Below are 21,397 nucleotides of genomic sequence, written 5' to 3'. Positions count from 1 at the left end.
TCAAGCCCTTGTGTTTCGTAGCTCTTGGCCCAAAGTCGTAGGGCAGGGCGCTTGACAGCAGTGACTGGTCAGTCTTGTAGGGACTTTGCGAGGCGCGTATCCTCGGCGGTCCGTCTGTCCAACACAGTAAAAGCGGAATGCCCACATGTCTGATCTGAAAACTGCCGCTCTCGAATATCACGCTAATCCTCGTCCAGGAAAGCTGAGTGTCGAGCTCACCAAGGCCACCGCTACTGCCCGCGACCTGTCGCTGGCCTACAGCCCCGGCGTAGCCGAACCAGTACGCGAAATCGCTCGCGACCCTGAACTGGCCTACAAATACACCGGCAAGGGCAACCTGGTTGCAGTCATTTCCGATGGCACCGCGATTCTCGGCCTGGGCAACCTCGGCCCGTTGGCCTCCAAGCCTGTGATGGAAGGCAAGGGCGTGCTGTTCAAGCGCTTTGCTGGCATCGACGTGTTCGACATCGAAGTCGACTCCGAAAGCCCACAAGCCTTCATCGACACCGTCAAGCGTATCTCCATCACCTTCGGTGGCATCAACCTGGAAGACATCAAGGCACCAGAGTGCTTTGAGATCGAGCGCGCCCTGATCGAACAGTGCGACATTCCGGTTTTCCACGACGATCAGCACGGTACCGCAATCGTGACCGCGGCCGGCATGATCAACGCCCTGGAAATCGCCGGCAAGACCCTGCCAGAAGCCAAGATTGTCTGCCTGGGCGCCGGCGCTGCGGCCATCTCCTGCATGAAGTTGCTGGTGAGCATGGGTGCCAGGATCGAAAACATCTTCATGGTCGACCGTACCGGCGTGATCCACTCCGGCCGTGACGACCTGAACCAGTACAAGGCCGTGTTTGCCCACGCCACCGACAAGCGCTCCCTGGCGGACGCCCTGGACGGTGCCGACGTTTTCGTTGGCCTGTCGGGTCCGAACCTGCTGAGCCCGGAAAACCTGCTGCGCATGGCGCCGAACCCGATCGTGTTCGCCTGCTCGAACCCGGACCCGGAAATCTCCCCGGAACTGGCTCACGCGACCCGCAATGACGTAATCATGGCCACCGGCCGTTCGGACTACCCGAACCAGGTCAACAACGTCTTGGGCTTCCCATTCATCTTCCGTGGTGCCCTGGATGTTCGCGCCAAGCGCATCAACGAAGAGATGAAAGTCGCGGCCGCCAACGCCCTGCGCGAACTGGCCAAGCTGCCGGTGCCCCAGGAAGTGTGCGACGCCTACGGCGGCATCAAGCTGGAGTTCGGCCGTGAGTACATCATTCCGAAACCAATGGACGCCCGCCTGATCACCCTGATCTCCGACGCCGTGGCCAAGGCCGCCATCGAGACTGGCGTGGCCACCCTGCCGTATCCGAGGAACTACCCGCTCAAGAGCGTGGATGACGTGTTCAACGGTTAACGGCAGCCCGCCCATAAAAAACCCTGGCCTGAACAGCCAGGGTTTTTTTATGGGCTTCAAGCTTCAAGCGGCAAGTTAAAAGCAGCACGTACTGCTCTTGCTCTTGCCCTTAACTTGAAGCTTGCAGCTTGAAGCTTACCGCTGCTTTCCTAGAACAAATCGATTGGCGCGGCTTCATCCGCCGGCAGCGGGCTGCCTGGTGCTACACCGTTGCCCAGCTCGTTGGCCGACGGCGGCGTGTCTTCGCTCTTGAACAGCTCGAAGTACGCCCCTGGTGTGCCTGGCGTAGCGGCGCGGCCGCTGATTGGGTCGACCCGCAGGCTGAGGATGCCTTCCGGCTCCGGTTGGGTGTGGGGCGGTTTGTCCTTGAGGGCGGCGCCCATGTAGGTCATCCAGATCGGCAGCGCCACAGTGCCGCCAAACTCGCGGCGACCCAGGCTTTCCGGCTGGTCGAAACCGGTCCAGACGGTGGTGACGTAATCGGCGTTGTAGCCGGAGAACCAGGCATCCTTGGATTCGTTTGTGGTCCCGGTCTTGCCTGCCAGGTCGGTACGACCCAGCGCCAGGGCGCGGCGACCGGTGCCGAGCTTGATGACGTCCTGCAGCATGCTGTTGAGGATGTAGGTGGTACGGCCGTCAACAATGCGCTCGGCGATGGCTGGCGCTTGGGGAGCAGCGGGGGCGCTGGTGGCTTCGCCTGCCACCGGGTTGACCGTGAACGTCTCGGTGGGCGGCGCCGCGACACCCTCGCTGGCCTCTTCGCCGGAGGGCACCCGTGGCGGATTGGCGACAAACAGCGTGTCGCCATTGCGGCTTTCGATTTTGTCGATGATGTAAGGGGTGATCTTGTAGCCGCCATTGGCGAACGTGCTCCAGCCCGTGGCGATTTCCATTGGGGTCAGGGTCGCGGTGCCTAGGGCCAGGGACAGGTTGCGTGGCAGGTCCTGCTTGTTGAAGCCGAACTTGCTGATGTAGTCGATGGTGCGGTCCACGCCCAGCGCCTGCAACAGGCGGATCGATACCAGGTTACGCGACTTGTACAGGGCTTCGCGCAGGCGAATCGGCCCGAGGAAAGTGTTGGTATCGTTCTTCGGACGCCATACCTTGTCCAGATACTCGTCGACAAACACGATTGGCGCGTCGTTGACCAGGCTGGCGGCGGTGTAGCCGTTATCCAGTGCGGCGCTGTAGACGAACGGCTTGAAACTCGAGCCGGGTTGACGCTTGGCCTGCAACGCACGGTTGTAGTTGCTCTGCTCGAAGGCAAAGCCGCCCACCAGGGAGCGGATGGCGCCGTTCTGCGGATCCAACGACACCAGCGCGCCTTGGGCGGCGGGAATCTGGCTGAATTTAAGGGCGTTGTCCAGCTGTCGCTGCACCCGGATCAGATCGCCGACCTGGGCAACGTCCGAGGGCTGGCGAGGATTGGCCCCCATGCTGTTGGTATTGAGGAACTGGCGGGCCCATTTCATGGTGTCCCAGGCCACGTGCTCTTCCGATTGGCCATTGCGCGTCAGCACCTTGATGCCGTCCTTGTCCACTTGGGTGACAATGGCCGGTTCCAGGCTGCTGATGGTGCGTTGCTTGGTCAGCTCAAGGGCCCAGGCTTCCTTGGTCTTGCCCGGCAGGCGCGATTCAGGACCCCGGTAGCCGTGGCGCTGGTCATAAGACATCAGGCCTTCATGCAGCGCGGTATTGGCCATTTCCTGCAGATTGCTCGGTACCGTGGTGGTCACGCGAAAACCTTCGGTGTAGGCGTCGCTGCCATAGCGCCCGACCATCTCGGCCCGGGCCATTTCGGCGATGTACGGGGCGTTCACTTCAGGGGTCGGCACGTGATAGCTGGCGTTCAACGGCTCGTTGATCGCGGCGGTGTAGTCGGCTTCGCTGATTTTTCCGAGCTTGTACATGCGCCCCAGGATCCAGTCGCGGCGCTCTTTGCTTCGTGCCGGGTTGGCCAGGGGATTGAAACGCGACGGTGCCTTGGGCAGGCCGGCGATCATCGCCATCTGCGCCAGGCTGACGTCGCGAATCGACTTGCCGTAATACACCTGCGCCGCCGCCTCGATGCCGTAGGCGCGGTTGCCCAGGTAAATCTTGTTCACGTACAGCTCGAGGATTTCGTCCTTGGTCAGCTGCCGCTCGATTTGCAAGGCCAGGAGAATCTCGGTGGTCTTGCGCGAAAAGCTGCGCTCGCTGGTCAAGAAGAAGTTCTTGGCCACCTGCATGGTGATGGTGCTGCCGCCCGACTGGATATGACCACTCTTGATCAATTGGCTGGCCGCGCGCATCAGGCTGCCTGGATCGACACCATAGTGATTGGCGAAGTTGTCGTCTTCAGCACTTAGTAACGCATTGATGAAATTGGGGGGAATGTCGGCGAAACGGATCGGCGTGCGGCGCATTTCGCCAAATTCGGCGATCAACTTGTTGTCGCTGCTGTACACCCGCAAAGGAATCTGCAACTGAATACTTCTCAGCGCCTCCACGGACGGCAATCCCGGACTAAGGTAAAGAAACGCACCGCTCAGACCCAGGAGCAGTCCGCAGAAAACGGCGACGATGGACCATCCGAAAAATTTCAGCAGACGAATCAAGGCTTTTGGATATCCAGGCAAAGAATGAAAAAGGCGCCAGGTGCAGGGAAGGACCCGTGCTTGCAACAAAGCGAAAAAAACGCTGGGCATTATAAGCATTTTTTTTCGTTGGAAACGCCATCCGGACGTCCATCGGACCGGGGGGATTGAACGCAACGCATATTAGAGAGTCCGTAACTCACGGATAGTCATAGGGAATTGGTAGTGCTACGACTCTTCAATAAAAAAGCCCATGCGCTTCTGGGGATCGACATCAGCTCGACGTCGGTGAAGCTGCTCGAATTGAGTCGCCAGGGGGACCGTTACCGCGTCGAGTCGTATGCGGTCGAACCGTTGCCGGCCAACGCAGTGGTTGAAAAGAACATTGCCGAGCTCGAGGGCGTGGGACAGGCGCTATCGCGGGTCCTGGCCAAGGCCAAGACGCCCTTGCGCAACGTGGCGGTGGCCGTTGCGGGTTCGGCGGTCATCACCAAGACCATCGAGATGGACGCCGGGCTGTCCGACGACGACATGGAAAACCAGCTCAAGATCGAAGCCGACCAGTACATCCCTTATCCCTTGGATGAGGTGGCGATCGATTTCGAAGTGGTGGGTGCATCGCCCCGCAGTACCGAGCGGGTCGAAGTGCTGCTGGCGGCGTGTCGCAAGGAAAACGTCGAGGTTCGCGAGGCCGCATTGGCGCTCGCCGGGCTGACCGCTCGCGTGGTTGACGTGGAAGCCTACGCGCTGGAGCGCGCCTTTGGCCTGCTCGCCACGCAGCTGGCCGCGTCCCAGGAGCGCCTGACCGTGGCGGTGATCGACATCGGTGCCACGATGACCACGCTCAGCGTGCTACACAATGGCCGCATCATTTATACCCGGGAACAACTGTTTGGTGGTCGCCAGCTGACCGAGGAGATCCAGCGCCGCTATGGCCTGACCCCCGAGCAGGCCGGCCAGGCGAAAAAACAGGGCGGCTTGCCGGACGACTATCTCAGCGAGGTGCTGCAACCGTTTCGCGAAGCGCTGGTCCAGCAGGTGTCGCGCTCCTTGCAGTTCTTCTTCGCTTCGGGCCAGTACAGCGCGGTGGATCACATTCTGCTGGCCGGTGGCACGGCGTCGGTTGCGGGCCTGGATCGGCTGATCGAACAGCGCTTGGGCACACCGACCCAAGTGGCCAACCCGTTCACCAACATGGCCTTGAGCAGCAAGGTCAATGCGGGCGCCCTGGCCAGTGACGCGCCGGCGCTGATGATCGCCTGCGGGCTGGCCCTCAGGAGTTTTGACTGATGGCGCGGATCAACCTTCTACCCTGGCGCGAAGAGCTGCGCGAAGAGCGTCGCAAACGCTTTTTACTGGCGCTGGTGGGAGCGCTGGTCGGCGCGGTAGGGCTGACGCTGATTGCGGTGCAGTACCTGAACAGTGCCATCGACTATCAAACGGCGCGTAACGGCCACATCACCGGGCAGATTGCGATACTCGACGAACGCATCCAGCAGATCAGCGAGCTCAAGGCTCGTCGGCAGCAACTGCTGGAGCGCATGCGCATCATCCAGGACTTGCAAGGTAACCGACCGGTCAGCGCACGCATTTTCGACCAGCTGGCGCGGACCTTGCCGGACGGCGTGTATTTCACCGAGGTAAAGATGGAGGAGGGCACGCTCTCCATCAAGGGCGCGGCGCAGTCCAACAACCGCGTCTCGGACCTGATGCGCAACCTGGACTCATCGGACCTGTTCGACGCGCCCAGCCTGACGGAAGTCAAGGCCACCACGGCAGGCCAGCTTGACCAGGCGAACGTTTTCCAGCTGACGGTTCGCCAGACCCGCCCGGCCGATGCGGAGGACGCCCAATGAAGCCGGGGGAGTGGCTGGACGCGCTGCGCAAGATCGACATCAGCGACCTGGATACCAACAACGTCGGTTCGTGGCCCATGGCGGTCAAGTGGCTGGCCGGCATCTTGTTGGTCATCCTGGTGCTGGGACTGGGCTATAACTTTGCTTTGAGCGACCTGCAAACCCAGCTGCAGCAGGTGCGCGAGGAAGAAAATACCCTCAAGGCGCAATTTGCGGGCAAGGCCCACATGGCGGCGAACCTGGAGCGCTACACCGAACAGATGAAGCAGATGGAGACGTCCTTCGGCGTGCTGTTGCGGCAACTGCCCAGTGATACCGAGGTGCCCGGCCTGTTGGAAGATATCACTCGCACGGGCCTGGGCAGCGGCCTGGAGTTCGAGGAAATCAAGCTGTTGCCGGAAGTCACCCAGCCGTTCTACATCGAGTTGCCGATCCAGATCACCGTGACGGGCGGCTACCATGACCTGGCGACTTTCGTCAGCGGTGTGGCCGGATTGCCCCGGATCGTCACCCTGCACGATTTCGAAATCGCACCGATGGAGCCCGAAGCAGGGGCGAAGCTGCGCATGAGCATCCAGGCCAAGACCTACCGGTACAACGAGCAGGAGGCCCAGCCATGAGGTCGACCTGTCGCATCAGCCTGCTGGTCGGGTTACTCGCGTTGGCTGGATGCAACAACGGCGACGGCTTCAGCGACCTGGACGCCTACATGAACGAGGTGCGCCTGCGCCCGCCCGGCAAGATAGAACCCACGCCGACCTTCAGGCCTAACGAAACCTTTACCTACAGCGCCGCCAATCTGCGTAGCCCATTCTCCCAGCAGGTGCGCGTGGACCAGGCCGGCCGGCAACAGGGCTCGCGCAACGTGCGGCCCGACCCTAATCGAGCCAAGCAATACCTGGAAGGCTTCAACATCGAGCAGTTTGAAATGGTCGGGACGATCTCCAATGCCAGTGGCTCATTTGCGCTCTTGCGCGGCGCGGGTGGGGTGCATCGGTTGAAGGTCGGTGACTATCTGGGGCGCAACGACGGACGGATCGTCGCCATCAGCGCCACCCAGGTCGATGTGGTCGAAATCGTTCCGGACGGCGAAGGTGCCTGGCTGGAGCGGCCGCGGACCATTCCTTTGAAAGAGCACTCATAGTGGAATTCGAACAATGAACAGGATTTTTCCAGCCCTCGGTATTTCGCTATGGATAGCGCTGCTGTCGCCGATGGTTCATGGGGCCAGCCTGAAGACGCTCGACGTCGCGACGCTGCCGGGTGACCGTATCGAGCTGAAGCTCACCTTCGACGGGCCACCTCCGACGCCGCGAGGCTATACCACCGAACAACCGGCCCGTATCGCGCTGGACCTGCCTGGCGTGACCAGTAAATTAGCCAGCAAGAGCCGTGACCTTGGCGCAGGCAATGCGCGCAGCGCCACGGTGGTAGAGGCGGGTGAGCGAACCCGGTTGATCATCGGTCTTACGCAATTGGCGCCTTATGACACGCGAATCGAGGGTAACAACCTGTTCGTGGTGGTCGGCAAGGGCGCGGCTGCCAGGTCCTCCGCGCAACCCCCGCGCCCGGCAATCGCCAGCCCTGCGCCCGCCAGGGCCAGCGCCCCGGTGGGCAAAGCCATCAGGGGGGTGGATTTCCAGCGTGGCACCCAGGGTGAAGGCAATGTAGTGATCGACCTGTCGGACCCATCCATCGCTCCCGACATCCAGGAGCGCGAAGGCAAGATCATCCTCAATTTTGCCAGGACGCAGTTGCCCGAACCGTTGCGGGTGCGCCTGGACGTCAAGGACTTCGCCACCCCGGTGCAATTCGTCAATGCCAGTGCTGGCGCCGACCGCGCCACCATCAGCATCGAGCCCAGCGGCACGTTCGACTATTCGACCTACCAGACCGACAACAAGCTGACCGTCAGTGTCCGGCCAATGAGCGTCGAGGACCTGCAAAAACGCAACACCGATCGTGCCGCCTATAACGGCGAAAAGTTGTCCCTCAACTTCCAGGACATTGAAGTGCGCTCGGTACTGCAGTTGATCGCCGACTTCACCAATCTGAACCTGGTGGCCAGCGACACGGTGCAGGGCGGGATCACCCTGCGCTTGCAGAACGTACCTTGGGACCAAGCGTTGGACCTTGTGCTCAAGACCAAGGGGCTGGACAAGCGCATGGTTGGCAATGTGCTGCTGGTGGCGCCAGCGGATGAGATTGCAGCACGCGAGCGCCAGGAGCTGGAATCCCAGAAGCAGATTGCCGACCTGGCGCCGCTGCGGCGCGAGCTGTTGCAGGTCAACTATGCGAAGGCGGCCGACATTGCCAAGCTGTTCCAGTCGGTGACCAGTGCCGAGGCGAAGGCTGACGAGCGTGGCACGATCACGGTCGATGAGCGGACCAACAACATCATTGCCTACCAGACCCAGGACCGGCTCGACGAGCTGCGCCGGATCGTGGCGCAGCTGGATATTCCGGTGCGCCAAGTGATGATCGAGGCGCGAATCGTCGAGGCCAACGTCGATTACGACAAAAGCCTGGGCGTGCGTTGGGGCGGCTCGATCCAGAACAAGGGCAACTGGAATTCTTCCGGCGTCTCCACCGGTGACTCCACCACCATTGGCACGCCGGGCAGCACCAGCACCAACCAGCCATTCGTCGACCTGGGCGCGTCAGGCAATACTTCGGGAATCGGTATCGCGTTCATCACCGACAACGTGTTGCTGGACCTGGAGCTGACGGCGATGGAAAAAACCGGCAATGGGGAAATCGTCTCCCAGCCCAAAGTGGTGACCTCCGACAAGGAGACCGCGAAAATCCTCAAGGGCACCGAAATCCCTTACCAGGAAGCCAGCTCCAGCGGCGCCACCTCGGTGTCGTTCAAGGAAGCCTCGCTATCGCTGGAAGTCACGCCGCAGATCACCCCGGACAACCGAATCATCATGGAGGTCAAGGTCACCAAGGATGAGCCGGACTACTTGAACAAGGTCCAGGATGTACCGCCCATCAAGAAAAACGAGGTCAACGCCAAGGTGCTGGTCAATGATGGCGAGACCATTGTGATCGGCGGGGTTTTCTCAAATACTCAGAGCAAGGTCGTAGATAAGGTGCCATTTCTTGGCGATGTGCCGTATCTTGGCCGCCTTTTCCGGCGTGATGTGGTTTCGGAGAAAAAATCCGAGCTGCTGGTGTTTCTCACTCCGCGTATCATGAACAACCAGGCGATTGCTGTGAGTCGTTGATTCTGTGCGAAATTTGATTCTTGTTGGACCGATGGGGGCTGGAAAAAGCACCATCGGCCGTCTGCTGGCCAAAGAGCTGCGCCTGCCATTCAAAGATTCCGACAAGGAAATTGAATTGCGCACGGGTGCCAATATCCCGTGGATCTTCGATAAGGAAGGCGAGCCGGGCTTTCGCGACCGCGAGCAGGCGATGATTGCCGAGCTGTGTGGTTTCGAAGGCGTGGTGCTGGCCACCGGCGGCGGCGCGGTGATGCGCGAAGCCAATCGTCGGGCGCTGCATGCCGGCGGACGAGTGGTCTATCTGCATGCATCCGTTGAACAGCAGGTCGGCCGCACCGCCCGTGATCGCAACCGCCCGCTGTTGCGTACCGCCGACCCGGCCAGGACCTTGCGGGACCTGCTGGAGGTGCGTGACCCGCTGTACCGGGAAATAGCCGATCTGGTCATCGAAACCGATGAGCGTCCGCCACGGATGGTGGTGCTGGAAATTCTGGAGCGCCTCCAACAATTGCCCCCCCGTTAATGCGCCGCGCGAAATGCGCTATCCTCGGCATCCCGTCCAAGCCCTACTGGGGCGTGGCGGATGGCCATTAACTGGCGCCATGGCAGGCACCAAGGACTTTCGTTAATTGCAGGCAGGACGCCTGATTTCATCTTCACTGTGGGGACACATGCAGACACTTAAGGTCGATCTGGGCGAGCGCAGCTACCCGATTCACATTGGCGAAGGCTTGCTGGACCAGCCAGAACTGCTGGCGCCGCACATCGCTGGGCGGCAAGTGGCGATCATCACCAATGAAACCGTCGCCCCTTTGTATCTGGAACGCCTGACTCGCAGCCTGTCGGCTTTTTCGGTCATTTCCGTCGTGTTGCCTGACGGTGAGGCCTTCAAGACGTGGGAAACCCTGCAACTTATTTTCGACGGGCTGCTGACCGCGCGGCATGATCGCCGCACCACCGTGGTCGCCCTGGGTGGCGGCGTGATCGGTGACATGGCAGGGTTTGCCGCGGCGTGCTATCAGCGCGGTGTGGATTTCATCCAGATTCCTACCACGCTGCTTTCCCAGGTCGACTCCTCGGTCGGTGGCAAGACCGGGATCAACCATCCGCTGGGCAAGAACATGGTGGGTGCGTTCTATCAGCCCAACGTGGTGCTGGTCGACACCGCCACGCTCAAGTCCTTGCCGGCGCGCGAGCTGTCCGCCGGGTTGGCGGAAGTCATCAAGTACGGGCTGATCTGTGACGAGCCATTCCTGGGGTGGCTCGAAGACAACGTAGATCGCCTGCATGCGCTGGATCAAACGGCGCTCACCTACGCCATCGAGCGTTCCTGCGCAGCCAAGGCTGCGGTGGTTGGCGCCGATGAGCGCGAGTCGGGCGTGCGTGCCACGCTCAACCTGGGCCACACCTTCGGCCATGCCATCGAAACCCATATGGGTTATGGCGTCTGGCTGCATGGCGAGGCCGTTGCCGCGGGGACGGTCATGGCCCTGGAGATGTCTGCGCGCCTGGGCTGGATCAGCGAGCAGGAGCGTGATCGTGGGATTCGGCTGTTCCAACGCGCCGGGCTGCCGGTCGTTCCGCCCGAAGAAATGACCGAGGCGGATTTTCTTGAACACATGGCAATCGACAAAAAAGTGATCGACGGTCGTCTGCGTCTGGTGCTGCTGCGCCACATGGGCGAAGCGGTGGTGACCGACGATTATCCGAAAGAGGTTCTACAGGCCACGCTGGGAGCGGACTACCGCGCCCTGGCTCAGCTTAAAGGTTAAGAAGATTTCGATGACTAGTTTGCATGCCGACGAGGCTTTCCTCGGCCACTTCCAGTTAAGTCATGACCCATTTGCTCCTCGGGTTCCGGGCTTCAAGTTCTTCCCGGCCCAACGCAAGCCGGTGCTGGGCCAGTTGCACCACTTGGCGCGCTATAGCCAGTTGCTGTTGGTCGTCACCGGCCCCCAGGGCAGCGGCAAGACTTTGCTGCGCCAGGCGCTGGTGGCCAGTACCAACAAACAGTCGGTGCAAAGCGTGGTGGTGTCGGCCCGTGGCGCGGGCGATGCGGCGGGTGTACTGCGTCAAGTGGCCCAGGCGCTGAATGTCGCCCAGGCGGAGATTGGCGCGATTCTCGACCAGATCGTGCAATTGGCGCTGACCGGTCAGGAAGTCTATCTCCTGGTGGATGATGCCGAACAACTCGACGAATCTGCCTTGGAAGCTTTGCTGGCCCTCGCCGCCGGTGCGCCGGAAGGACGCCCTCACGTGTTCCTGTTTGGCGAGTCGTCGTTGATCGCTGTCCTGGACCAACTGGAACTTGAGGAAGAGCGTTTCCACGTCATCGAACTGGCGCCGTACACCGAAGAAGAAACCCGCGAATACCTGGCACAGCGTCTTGAAGGCGCGGGCCGGGGTATCGAACTTTTCACCGCGGATCAGATCTCTGAGATTCACGAAAGCTCCGACGGCTGGCCTGGCAACATCAACCAGGTGGCCCGAGATGCTCTGATCGAAATCATGATCGCCAGCCGCTCAGCGGTGAAGCGTCCAAGTATGGGGTTCAACATGCCGAAGAAACACGTATTGGCGATTTCCGCCGTAGTCGTGGTCGCGGTCGCTGCCGCCTGGCTGATGCCAGGTCGCAACAAGGCACCCACTACCGGCGCACCTGCCAACGAACAGGCACAGCTGCCTCTCGGTCAGGGCACGCCGCAACCCAACGCAGGTGCCGGCGCCCCGGCGGTGGAATTTGCCGGCAACACGCAGCCAATGCCGCTGCCGCTGGTCGGGCAGTCGCAGCCGGTCATGCGCGGTCCCCTGGCTGAAGCGGCTGGCGGAATAACCGAAGGCGACGACGGCGCACCGCCGCCGATCGAAGACACCAGCGACGTGCCGCCTACCGTGACCACCACCGCGCCACCTGCCGGTGTGCCTGCAGGGCCAGCGCCGACGCCGACCCCAGCTCCCGCCGCCAAGCCGACCCCGGCGCCGACTCAGCTGGCGACCGCCAAGCCTGCTCCGGTTCCGGCCCCGGCAGCCAAGCCTGCCGCCACTCCGGCCAAAGCCGCCGGCGGTAGCTGGTATGCCGGCCAGGCGCCGGGCAACTATGTGGTGCAGATCCTCGGCACCAGCTCCGAAACTGCTGCGCAGAGTTTCGTCAAGGAGCAGGGCGGCGAGTACCGTTACTTCAAGAAAGTGCTCAACGGCAAGCCGCTTTACGTCATCACCTACGGCAGCTTTGCCAACCGTGACGCAGCCGTTTCCGCCATCAAGGCCTTGCCAGCGAAGGTTCAGGCTGGTAAACCTTGGCCTCGCACTGTCGCCAGCGTCCAACAGGAACTGGCAGCAACTCGCTGATGATTCGGCGGCCTTACCCAGGCCGCCTCTCCCGGCAACCTCAAAATTTCCGCAACGGCGAGCGACCTTTCAGGCCGCGCGCCTTGTGGTGTCTGCGTCACAGTAGCGTTTGAGTCGTAGCGGTCGAACCCAAAAAAGTTTTGACTAGCACAGCATATAGCTTTAAACCTTTCACAAATGCGACATGGATTTGCGACAGTTCGTCGTCAAATTTGTGAGCCCCTGTGTCGGTGTGTACAATGACCTCCCTTTTGCCCCCGCAAAGCTGGCGTACGTTCGGCGCGGCATGCAACTGGTTGAATTGAAAAGAAATTTGCCTCGAATAGAGGCAGCCTGGTGAGAAAGTGTCTATGAAAGCAGGTCTGTACCAACCAGATGAATTCAAGGATAACTGCGGTTTCGGCCTGATAGCCCATATGCAGGGCGAGCCCAGCCATACCCTTTTGCAAACGGCCATTGAGGCCCTGACCTGCATGACCCACCGTGGCGGGATCAACGCCGACGGCAAGACCGGTGACGGTTGTGGCTTGCTGATTCAAAAGCCCGATGAGTTCCTGCGTACCGTAGCCCAGGAAACGTTTGGCGTGACCCTGCCCAAGCAGTACGCCGTGGGCATGGTGTTCTTCAACCAGGACCCGGTGAAGGCTGAGGCGGCTCGCGAAAACATGAATCGTGAGATCCTGGCCGCCGGCCTGCAACTGGTCGGCTGGCGCAAAGTGCCAATCGACACCAGCGTCCTCGGCCGCCTGGCCCTGGAGCGCCTGCCGCAGATCGAACAGGTGTTCATCGCCGGCGAAGGCCTGAGCGACCAGGAAATGTCGATCAAGCTGTTCAGCTCCCGTCGTCGTTCGTCCGTGGCCAACGCTGCCGACACCGACCACTACATCTGCAGCTTTTCCCACAAGACCATCATTTATAAAGGCCTGATGATGCCGGCGGACCTCACCGCCTTCTATCCGGACCTGAGCGACGAGCGCCTGAAGACCGCGATCTGCGTGTTCCACCAGCGCTTCTCCACCAACACCCTGCCGAAATGGCCGTTGGCCCAGCCTTTCCGCTTCCTTGCCCACAACGGCGAGATCAACACCATCACCGGCAACCGCAACTGGGCCCTGGCCCGTCGCACCAAGTTCGCCAACGACTTGATGCCGGATCTCGAAGAGCTCGGCCCGCTGGTCAACCGCGTGGGTTCTGACTCCTCGAGCATGGACAACATGCTCGAACTGATGGTGACCGGCGGCATCGACCTGTTCCGTGGCGTGCGCATGCTCGTTCCGCCAGCCTGGCAGAACGTCGAGACCATGGATCCGGACCTGCGCGCCTTCTACGAATACAACTCCATGCACATGGAACCGTGGGACGGCCCGGCCGGTATCGTCATGACCGACGGTCGCTACGCGGTGTGCCTGCTCGACCGTAACGGCTTGCGTCCGGCACGCTGGGTAACCACCACCAACGGCTTCATTACCCTGGCCTCGGAAATCGGCGTCTGGAACTACCAGCCCGAAGACGTCATCGCCAAGGGCCGCGTGGGCCCGGGCCAGATCTTCGCCGTGGACACCGAAACCGGCCAGATCCTCGACACCGACGCCATCGACAACCGTCTCAAGTCCCGTCACCCGTACAAGCAATGGCTGCGCAAGAACGCCCTGCGTATCCAGGCGACCATGGAAGACAACGACCACGGTTCGGCTTTCTACGACGTCGATCAGCTCAAGCAGTACATGAAGATGTACCAGGTGACGTTCGAAGAGCGTGACCAGGTGCTGCGTCCGCTGGGTGAGCAAGGCTACGAAGCGGTCGGCTCCATGGGCGACGACACGCCGATGGCGGTGCTGTCGCAGCGCGTGCGCACGCCGTACGACTATTTCCGCCAGCAGTTCGCGCAGGTCACCAACCCGCCGATCGACCCGCTGCGCGAAGCGATCGTGATGTCGCTGGAAATCTGCCTCGGCGCAGAACGCAACATCTTCCAGGAGTCGCCGGAACACGCTTCGCGCGTGATCCTCAGCTCGCCGGTCATTTCCCCGGCCAAGTGGCGCTCGCTGACCAACCTCGATCGCCCGGGCTTCGAGCGCCAGGTCATCGACCTGAACTACGACGAAAGCATCGGTCTGGAAGCGGCGATCCGAAACGTTGCCGATCAGGCTGAAGAAGCCGCGCGCGCCGGTCGCACCCAGATCGTGCTGACCGACCGTCATATCGCTGCGGGCAAGCTGCCGATCCACGCCTCGCTGGCCACCGGCGCGGTGCACCATCGCCTGACCGAAAAGGGCCTGCGCTGCGATTCGAACATCCTGGTGGAAACCGCCACGGCTCGCGATCCGCATCATTTTGCGGTGCTGATCGGTTTCGGCGCCTCGGCGGTCTATCCGTTCCTGGCCTACGAAGTGCTGGGCGACCTGATCCGTACCGGTGAAGTGCTGGGCGACCTCTACGAGGTATTCAAGAACTACCGCAAGGGCATCACCAAGGGCCTGCTCAAGATCCTCTCGAAGATGGGTATCTCGACCATCGCCTCGTACCGTGGCGCGCAACTGTTCGAGGCCATCGGCCTGTCCGAAGAAGTCTGCGAGCTGAGTTTCCGTGGCGTGCCGAGCCGCATCAAGGGCGCGCGCTTCGTCGACATCGAAGCCGAACAGAAGGCCTTGGCCGCCGAAGCCTGGAGCCCGCGCAAGCCGATCCAGCAGGGTGGTTTGCTGAAATTCGTCCACGGTGGCGAATACCACGCGTACAACCCGGACGTGGTCAACACCTTGCAGGCCGCCGTGCAACAGGGCGACTACAGCAAGTTCAAGGAATACACCGCGCTGGTGGACAACCGTCCGGTGTCGATGATCCGCGACTTGCTCAAGGTCAAGACCCTCGACACGCCGCTGGACATCAGCGAAGTAGAGCCGCTGGAATCGGTGCTCAAGCGCTTCGATTCGGCCGGTATTTCCCTTGGCGCCTTGTCCCCGGAAGCCCACGAAGCCCTGGCCGAAGCCATGAACCGCCTCGGTGCGCGCTCCAACTCGGGCGAAGGCGGCGAAGACCCGGCGCGCTACGGCACCATCAAGAGTTCGAAAATCAAGCAAGTGGCGACCGGCCGCTTCGGTGTGACGCCCGAATACCTGGTCAACGCCGAAGTGTTGCAGATCAAGGTGGCCCAGGGCGCCAAGCCCGGTGAGGGCGGCCAATTGCCTGGCGGCAAGGTCAACGGCCTGATCGCCAAGCTGCGTTATGCGGTGCCCGGCGTGACCCTGATCTCACCGCCGCCGCACCATGACATCTACTCGATCGAAGACTTGTCGCAACTGATCTTCGACCTCAAGCAGGTGAACCCGAAGGCGCTGGTCTCGGTGAAACTGGTGGCGGAAGCTGGCGTGGGCACCATTGCCGCGGGCGTGGCGAAAGCCTATGCCGACCTGATCACCATTTCCGGCTACGACGGCGGCACCGGCGCATCGCCGCTGACCTCGATCAAGTACGCTGGCGCGCCGTGGGAACTGGGCCTGGCGGAAACTCACCAGACCCTGCGCGGCAACGACCTGCGCGGCAAGGTTCGGGTGCAGACCGACGGCGGCCTGAAAACCGGCCTCGACGTGATCAAGGCCGCGATTCTCGGCGCCGAAAGCTTCGGCTTCGGCACTGCGCCGATGATTGCCCTGGGCTGCAAATACCTGCGCATCTGCCACCTGAACAACTGCGCCACCGGCGTGGCGACCCAGAACGAGAAGCTGCGCAAGGATCACTACATCGGCACTGTCGACATGGTGGTGAATTTCTTCACTTACGTGGCCGAAGAGACCCGTGAGTGGCTCGCGAAGCTGGGCGTGCGCTCGCTGGAAGAGCTGATCGGCCGTACCGATCTGCTCGAAGTGATCGAAGGCCAGACCGCCAAGCAGCAACACTTGGACCTGACTCCATTGCTGGGCAGCGACCTCATTCCTGCGGACAAGCCACAGTTCTGCCAGGTTGATCGCAACCCGCCGTTCGACAAGGGCGAGCTGGCCGAGAAGATGGTCGACATGGCCGCTTCGGCGATCAACGACATGAGCGGTGCCGAGTTTGAGCTGAACATCTGTAATTGCGACCGCTCCATCGGTGCGCGTATCTCCGGTGAAATCGCTCGCAAGCACGGCAACCAGGGCATGGCCCAGGCGCCGATCACGTTCCGCTTCAAGGGCACGGCCGGGCAAAGCTTCGGCGTCTGGAACGCCGGCGGCCTGACCATGTACTTGGAAGGTGACGCGAACGACTATGTGGGCAAGGGCATGACCGGCGGCAAGCTGGTCATCGTTCCGCCCAAGGGCAGTGTCTACCGGACCCAGGACAGTGCGATCATCGGCAACACCTGCCTGTATGGCGCCACGGGCGGCAAGTTGTTTGCCGCTGGCACCGCGGGCGAGCGTTTCGCCGTGCGTAACTCCGGGGCCCACACCGTGGTGGAAGGCACCGGCGATCACTGTTGCGAGTACATGACCGGTGGTTTTGTCTGCGTCCTGGGCAAGACCGGTTACAACTTTGGCTCCGGCATGACCGGCGGTTTCGCCTATGTGCTCGACCAGGACAACACCTTCGTTGACCGGGTCAACCACGAACTGGTGGAAATCCAGCGGATCAGCGGCGAAGCGATGGAAGCGTATCGCAGCCACCTGCAGCGCGTGCTGAACGAGTATGTCGAGGAGACCGACAGCGAGTGGGGTCGTGAACTCGCCGAAAACCTCGATGACTACTTGCGTCGTTTCTGGCTGGTCAAGCCCAAGGCGGCTAATTTGAAGTCTCTGCTTTCAAGTACTCGTGCGAGTCCGCAGTAAACGACGCAGCAGCAAGCGGCAAGCTCCAAGCCGCAAGTTAACAGCAGTGCGCGTTGTGCCTGCCACCGTGATTGTCTTGCAGCTTGAAGCTTGGAGCTTGAAGCTGTCGTGTATGAGGTTTTGAAGAATGACCGAACGTCTGAATAACGACTTCCAGTTCATCGATGTCGGGCGCAAGGATCCGAAGAAGAAACTGTTGCGTCAACGCAAGAAAGAGTTCGTGGAGATCTACGAGCCTTTCAAACCCCAGCAGTCGGCCGACCAGGCCCACCGCTGCCTGGGTTGCGGTAACCCGTACTGCGAATGGAAGTGCCCGGTGCACAACTTCATTCCCAACTGGTTGAAACTGGTGGCCGAGGGCAACATCCTCCAGGCCGCCGAGCTGTCCCACCAGACCAACACCCTGCCGGAAGTCTGCGGCCGGGTGTGCCCGCAGGATCGTCTGTGTGAAGGTGCCTGCACCCTCAACGACGGTTTCGGCGCGGTGACCATCGGTTCGGTGGAGAAGTACATCACCGACACCGCGTTCGCCATGGGCTGGCGCCCGGACATGTCCAAGGTCAAGCCGACCGGCAAGCGCGTCGCGATCATCGGCGCAGGCCCGGCGGGCCTGGGCTGTGCGGACGTGCTGGTGCGCGGCGGCGTGACCCCGGTGGTGTTCGACAAGAACCCGGAAATCGGCGGGCTGCTGACCTTCGGCATCCCCGAGTTCAAGCTGGAAAAGAGCGTGCTGAGCAATCGTCGCGAAGTCTTCACCGGCATGGGCATCGAGTTCCGGCTGAACACCGAGGTGGGCAAGGACGTGACCATGGAGCAACTGCTCGAAGAATACGATGCGGTATTCATGGGCATGGGCACCTACACCTACATGAAGGGCGGCTTTGCCGGCGAGGACCTGCCGGGCGTCTACGACGCGCTGGACTTCCTGATCGCCAACGTCAACCGCAACCTGGGCTTTGAAAAGTCGCCGGAAGATTTCGTCGACATGAAAGGCAAGAAGGTCGTGGTGCTCGGCGGTGGCGATACGGCGATGGACTGCAACCGTACGTCGATTCGCCAGGGGGCCAAGTCGGTGACCTGCGCCTACCGTCGTGACGAAGCGAACATGCCGGGCTCGCGCAAAGAGGTGAAGAACGCCAAGGAAGAAGGCGTGAGATTCCTCTACAACCGCCAGCCGATTGCGATTGTCGGCGAAGACAAGGTCGAAGGCGTGAAGGTAGTCGAGACCCGTCTCGGCGAGCCGGACGCCCGTGGTCGCCGTAGTCCCGAGCCGATCCCTGGCTCCGAAGAGATCATCCCGGCCGACGCCGTGGTCATCGCTTTCGGCTTCCGTCCAAGCCCGGCGCCATGGTTCGAGCAATTCAGCATCCAGACCGACAGCCAGGGCCGCGTCGTCGCCCCGGAACAAGGCCAGTACAAGCACCAGACCAGCAACCCGAAGATCTTCGCCGGCGGCGACATGGTCCGGGGTTCCGACCTGGTGGTGACGGCGATCTTCGAAGGCCGTACCGCGGCTGAAGGGATCCTGGATTACCTGAACGTCTAGCGACGTTAGCTGCAAGTTTCAAGCTGCAAGCCGCAAGAAAGACCAATCCTGCTTTTAACTTGCGGCTTGTAGCTTGCCGCTTGCCGCTTGCCGCTGTCTTTTGAGACCATGCCCGCACTTTTTTTCCGGATGCCGACATGACTGCCCTGAAGAACGACCGTTTCCTTCGCGCCCTGCTCAAGCAACCTGTAGACGTCACCCCCGTATGGATGATGCGTCAGGCCGGTCGCTACCTGCCGGAGTACCGCGCCAGCCGCGCCAAGGCCGGTGACTTCATGAGCTTGTGCATGAATCCTCAGTTCGCCTGCGAAGTCACGATGCAGCCGCTGGATCGCTACCCGCAGTTGGACGCGGCGATCCTGTTCTCCGACATCCTCACCATCCCCGACGCCATGGGCCAAGGCCTGTACTTCGAGACCGGCGAAGGCCCGCGCTTCAAGAAAGTCGTCAGCACCCTGGCCGATATCGAAGCGCTGCCGATTCCCGATCCGCAGAAAGACCTGGGCTATGTCATGGACGCGGTCAGCACCATTCGCCGTGAACTCAACGGTCGGGTGCCGCTGATCGGTTTCTCCGGCAGCCCGTGGACGCTCGCGACCTACATGGTCGAAGGTGGCTCGTCGAAAGATTTCCGCAAGACCAAGGCGATGCTCTACGACAACCCCCAAGCCATGCACCTGTTGCTGGACAAGCTGGCCCAGTCGGTCACGTCCTACCTCAACGGCCAGATCCTGGCTGGCGCGCAAGCGGTGCAGATCTTCGATACCTGGGGCGGCAACCTGTCGGCGGCGGCGTACCAGGCGTTTTCCCTGGCCTACATGCGCAAAATCGTCAGTGGCCTGATCCGCGAGCACGAAGGTCGCAAAGTCCCCGTGATCCTGTTCACCAAGAACGGCGGCCTGTGGCTGGAAAGCATCGCCGAGGCCGGCGCCGACGCCTTGGGCCTGGACTGGACCTGCGACATCGGCAACGCCCGCGAGCGCGTGGGCCACAAGGTTGCGCTGCAAGGCAACATGGACCCGACCGTGCTCTACGCCAAGCCTGAAGCCATTCGCGCTGAAGTCGGACGCATCCTCGCCAGTTACGGCAAGGGTAGCGGTCACGTCTTCAACCTCGGTCACGGGATCACCCCGGAAGTCGACCCGGAACACGCCGGGGCTTTCCTGCGGGCGGTGCATGAGTTGTCGGCGCAATTTCACGACTGACTCAGCACGGGAGCGAGCCCGCTCGCTCCCGCCACTGTTCTTGCGTCAGGCTTTCAAGTCACCCAGCGGCGGCAACTTGGCGAGCTTCAGCGCGATCAGCAGCGCGATCACCAGTAATGATCCGATGAACAACCCGGTTCCGTTCCATCCCCCCAGGTGCCAGGCCACGCCACCCGCCGTACCGGCAATACTCGAACCGGCGTAATAGCTGAACAGGTACAACGACGAAGCCTGCCCCTTGGCCTTCAGGGCCCGGCGGCCGATCCAGCTGCTGGCCACCGAGTGCGCGCCGAAGAAACCGAAGGTGAACACCAGCATGCCCAGGATCACCAGCCACAGCGGCGTGGCCATGCTCAGCACGAGGCCGACCAGCATCAGCGCGATGGTAACCCAGAGCATTTTGCGACGGCCGAGTCTGTCCGCCAGTGCGCCGATTTTTGCCGAGCTGTAGATGCCCGACAGGTACACCACCGACAGCAACCCGACGAAGGCTTGATCCAGATGATAAGGCTCGGCCAGCAGGCGGTAGCCGATGTAGTTGAACAGCGTAACGAATGCGCCCATCAGCACGAAGGCTTCGAGGAACAGCAGCGGCAACCCGGCGTCGCGAAAGTGCAGGGTGAAACCCTCAAGCAGGCTGCGTGGATGCAGCGAACGGGGACGGAAGTTGCGTGACTCGGGAAGAATCCGCCAGAACACCGCCGCCGCGATCAACGCCAGGCCGCCGATCACCAGCATCGCGGTGTGCCAACTGACGAAGTCGATCAAGACCCCGGTGATCAGGCGACCGCACATGCCGCCGATGGCGTTGCCAGCGATGTACAGCCCCATCGCCAGGCCGATGTGCTTGGGATGGATTTCTTCGCTCAGGTAGGTCATCGCCACTGCCGCCAAACCGCTCAACGACAACCCGACCAAGGCGCGTAGCACCAGCACGCCTTGCCAGGTCGGCATCATCGCACTGGCAATCGTGCACACCGATGCCGCGAACAGCGCCGCGACCATCACCGATTTGCGGCCGATGCGGTCGGAAATCGGGCCGGTGATCAACAGACCGATGGCGAGCAGGCCGGTCGCCACCGACAGGATCAGGCTGCTCTGCGCCGCGTTGATGGAAAACTCCTTGGACAACAGCGGCATCATCGGCTGCACGCAATACAGCAGGGCGAAGGTCGCAAAGCCACCGCAGAACAGCGCCAGCACCGTGCGCATGAACATCGGCGTGCCTTTCTCGATGTAGATGTCTTTCAATTCAGCAGCCATCTCATCCTGCGCGCGGGGCGGGATTTCATGGGCTAAAGGAGCGAGAGCGATTTTCACGGTGGACCTCGGTGGAGCACGGCCTAGCAGGCGATGGAAAAAGCATATAGCCGGCCAATGTTTCTATCCAATATATTGTTCGACCTGTTTAAGACGTTTAACG

14 protein-coding genes are annotated in these 21,397 nt (G+C 61.5%); 12 read left to right on the top strand and 2 right to left on the bottom strand.

The genetic code is table 11. From position 1 onward, the window contains the following. The first annotated feature begins 145 nt into the window (after window positions 1-145). On the top strand, window positions 146-1,414 hold the full coding sequence (locus J3P95_RS23320) for a malic enzyme-like NAD(P)-binding protein (RefSeq protein WP_434579531.1): 1,269 nt from the start codon (window positions 146-148) through the stop codon (window positions 1,412-1,414). Window positions 1,415-1,563: 149 nt separating this feature from the next. Here J3P95_RS23320 and J3P95_RS23315 read toward each other — a convergent pair whose 3' ends face one another. Next, the gene (locus tag J3P95_RS23315) at window positions 1,564-4,008 is read right to left on the bottom strand and encodes a penicillin-binding protein 1A (RefSeq protein WP_434581142.1); all 2,445 of its coding nucleotides are present in this window, start codon (window positions 4,006-4,008) and stop codon (window positions 1,564-1,566) included. Between the two features lie 207 nt (window positions 4,009-4,215). Here J3P95_RS23315 and J3P95_RS23310 point away from each other — a divergent pair, with 207 nt between their 5' ends. From J3P95_RS23310 to hemE, 11 genes are all read left to right on the top strand, one after another. Next, window positions 4,216-5,280, top strand: a complete 1,065-nt coding sequence (locus J3P95_RS23310; RefSeq protein ID WP_434559071.1) for a pilus assembly protein PilM — start codon at window positions 4,216-4,218, stop codon at window positions 5,278-5,280. Beyond that, window positions 5,280-5,846 (top strand): PilN domain-containing protein, encoded by a 567-nt coding sequence (locus J3P95_RS23305; RefSeq protein ID WP_434559069.1) that lies wholly within the window; start codon window positions 5,280-5,282, stop codon window positions 5,844-5,846. The genes J3P95_RS23310 and J3P95_RS23305 overlap by 1 nt, the downstream gene beginning before the upstream one ends. Next, complete coding sequence (pilO, locus tag J3P95_RS23300) at window positions 5,843-6,466, top strand: type 4a pilus biogenesis protein PilO (RefSeq protein WP_186611751.1); 624 nt, start codon at window positions 5,843-5,845, stop codon at window positions 6,464-6,466. Before J3P95_RS23305 ends, pilO begins: the two co-directional genes overlap by 4 nt. Continuing rightward, window positions 6,463-6,990, top strand: a complete 528-nt coding sequence (locus J3P95_RS23295; RefSeq protein ID WP_434559067.1) for a pilus assembly protein PilP — start codon at window positions 6,463-6,465, stop codon at window positions 6,988-6,990. Before pilO ends, J3P95_RS23295 begins: the two co-directional genes overlap by 4 nt. Before the next feature lie 13 nt (window positions 6,991-7,003). Then, on the top strand, window positions 7,004-9,076 hold the full coding sequence (gene pilQ / locus J3P95_RS23290) for a type IV pilus secretin PilQ (protein WP_434579532.1): 2,073 nt from the start codon (window positions 7,004-7,006) through the stop codon (window positions 9,074-9,076). 4 nt (window positions 9,077-9,080) lie between these two features. Next, window positions 9,081-9,599 carry a shikimate kinase AroK gene (gene aroK, locus J3P95_RS23285; protein ID WP_186611754.1) on the top strand — a complete coding sequence of 173 codons (519 nt, stop codon included), beginning with the start codon at window positions 9,081-9,083 and terminating at the stop codon, window positions 9,597-9,599. A 148-nt stretch (window positions 9,600-9,747) separates the two neighbouring features. After that, window positions 9,748-10,848 carry a 3-dehydroquinate synthase gene (aroB, locus tag J3P95_RS23280; RefSeq protein ID WP_434579533.1) on the top strand — a complete coding sequence of 367 codons (1,101 nt, stop codon included), beginning with the start codon at window positions 9,748-9,750 and terminating at the stop codon, window positions 10,846-10,848. Window positions 10,849-10,858: 10 nt separating this feature from the next. Beyond that, the gene (locus J3P95_RS23275; protein ID WP_434559061.1) at window positions 10,859-12,424 is read left to right on the top strand and encodes an AAA family ATPase; all 1,566 of its coding nucleotides are present in this window, start codon (window positions 10,859-10,861) and stop codon (window positions 12,422-12,424) included. Between the two features lie 350 nt (window positions 12,425-12,774). Beyond that, window positions 12,775-17,223 (top strand): glutamate synthase large subunit, encoded by a 4,449-nt coding sequence (gene gltB, locus J3P95_RS23270; RefSeq protein ID WP_434579534.1) that lies wholly within the window; start codon window positions 12,775-12,777, stop codon window positions 17,221-17,223. 127 nt (window positions 17,224-17,350) lie between these two features. Then, window positions 17,351-18,769 (top strand): FAD-dependent oxidoreductase, encoded by a 1,419-nt coding sequence (locus J3P95_RS23265; protein WP_434559057.1) that lies wholly within the window; start codon window positions 17,351-17,353, stop codon window positions 18,767-18,769. 137 nt (window positions 18,770-18,906) lie between these two features. Continuing rightward, complete coding sequence (gene hemE / locus J3P95_RS23260) at window positions 18,907-19,974, top strand: uroporphyrinogen decarboxylase (RefSeq protein ID WP_434559055.1); 1,068 nt, start codon at window positions 18,907-18,909, stop codon at window positions 19,972-19,974. Window positions 19,975-20,019: 45 nt separating this feature from the next. Here hemE and J3P95_RS23255 read toward each other — a convergent pair whose 3' ends face one another. After that, entirely contained in the window at window positions 20,020-21,237 is a 1,218-nt protein-coding gene (locus J3P95_RS23255; RefSeq protein WP_434563945.1) for an MFS transporter, read from the bottom strand. Between the last annotated feature and the right edge of the window lie 160 nt (window positions 21,238-21,397).

The organism is Pseudomonas sp. Z5-35 (assembly GCF_051131945.1).
GTDB lineage: Bacteria > Pseudomonadota > Gammaproteobacteria > Pseudomonadales > Pseudomonadaceae > Aquipseudomonas > Aquipseudomonas marvdashtae.
This window is presented reverse-complemented; position numbering and strand designations above follow the sequence as displayed.

Bases quoted from the DNA above. Each gene is read 5' to 3' on its own strand.
- J3P95_RS23320 (WP_434579531.1), top strand. From the start codon at position 146: ATGTCTGATCTGAAAACTGCCGCTCTCGAATATCACGCTAATCCTCGT.
- J3P95_RS23305 (WP_434559069.1), top strand. From the start codon at position 5,280: ATGGCGCGGATCAACCTTCTACCCTGGCGCGAAGAGCTGCGCGAAGAG.
- pilO (WP_186611751.1), top strand. From the start codon at position 5,843: ATGAAGCCGGGGGAGTGGCTGGACGCGCTGCGCAAGATCGACATCAGC.
- J3P95_RS23295 (WP_434559067.1), top strand. From the start codon at position 6,463: ATGAGGTCGACCTGTCGCATCAGCCTGCTGGTCGGGTTACTCGCGTTG.
- pilQ (WP_434579532.1), top strand. From the start codon at position 7,004: ATGAACAGGATTTTTCCAGCCCTCGGTATTTCGCTATGGATAGCGCTG.
- aroB (WP_434579533.1), top strand. From the start codon at position 9,748: ATGCAGACACTTAAGGTCGATCTGGGCGAGCGCAGCTACCCGATTCAC.
- J3P95_RS23275 (WP_434559061.1), top strand. From the start codon at position 10,859: ATGACTAGTTTGCATGCCGACGAGGCTTTCCTCGGCCACTTCCAGTTA.
- gltB (WP_434579534.1), top strand. From the start codon at position 12,775: ATGAAAGCAGGTCTGTACCAACCAGATGAATTCAAGGATAACTGCGGT.
- J3P95_RS23265 (WP_434559057.1), top strand. From the start codon at position 17,351: ATGACCGAACGTCTGAATAACGACTTCCAGTTCATCGATGTCGGGCGC.
- hemE (WP_434559055.1), top strand. From the start codon at position 18,907: ATGACTGCCCTGAAGAACGACCGTTTCCTTCGCGCCCTGCTCAAGCAA.
- J3P95_RS23255 (WP_434563945.1), bottom strand. From the start codon at position 21,237: ATGGCTGCTGAATTGAAAGACATCTACATCGAGAAAGGCACGCCGATG.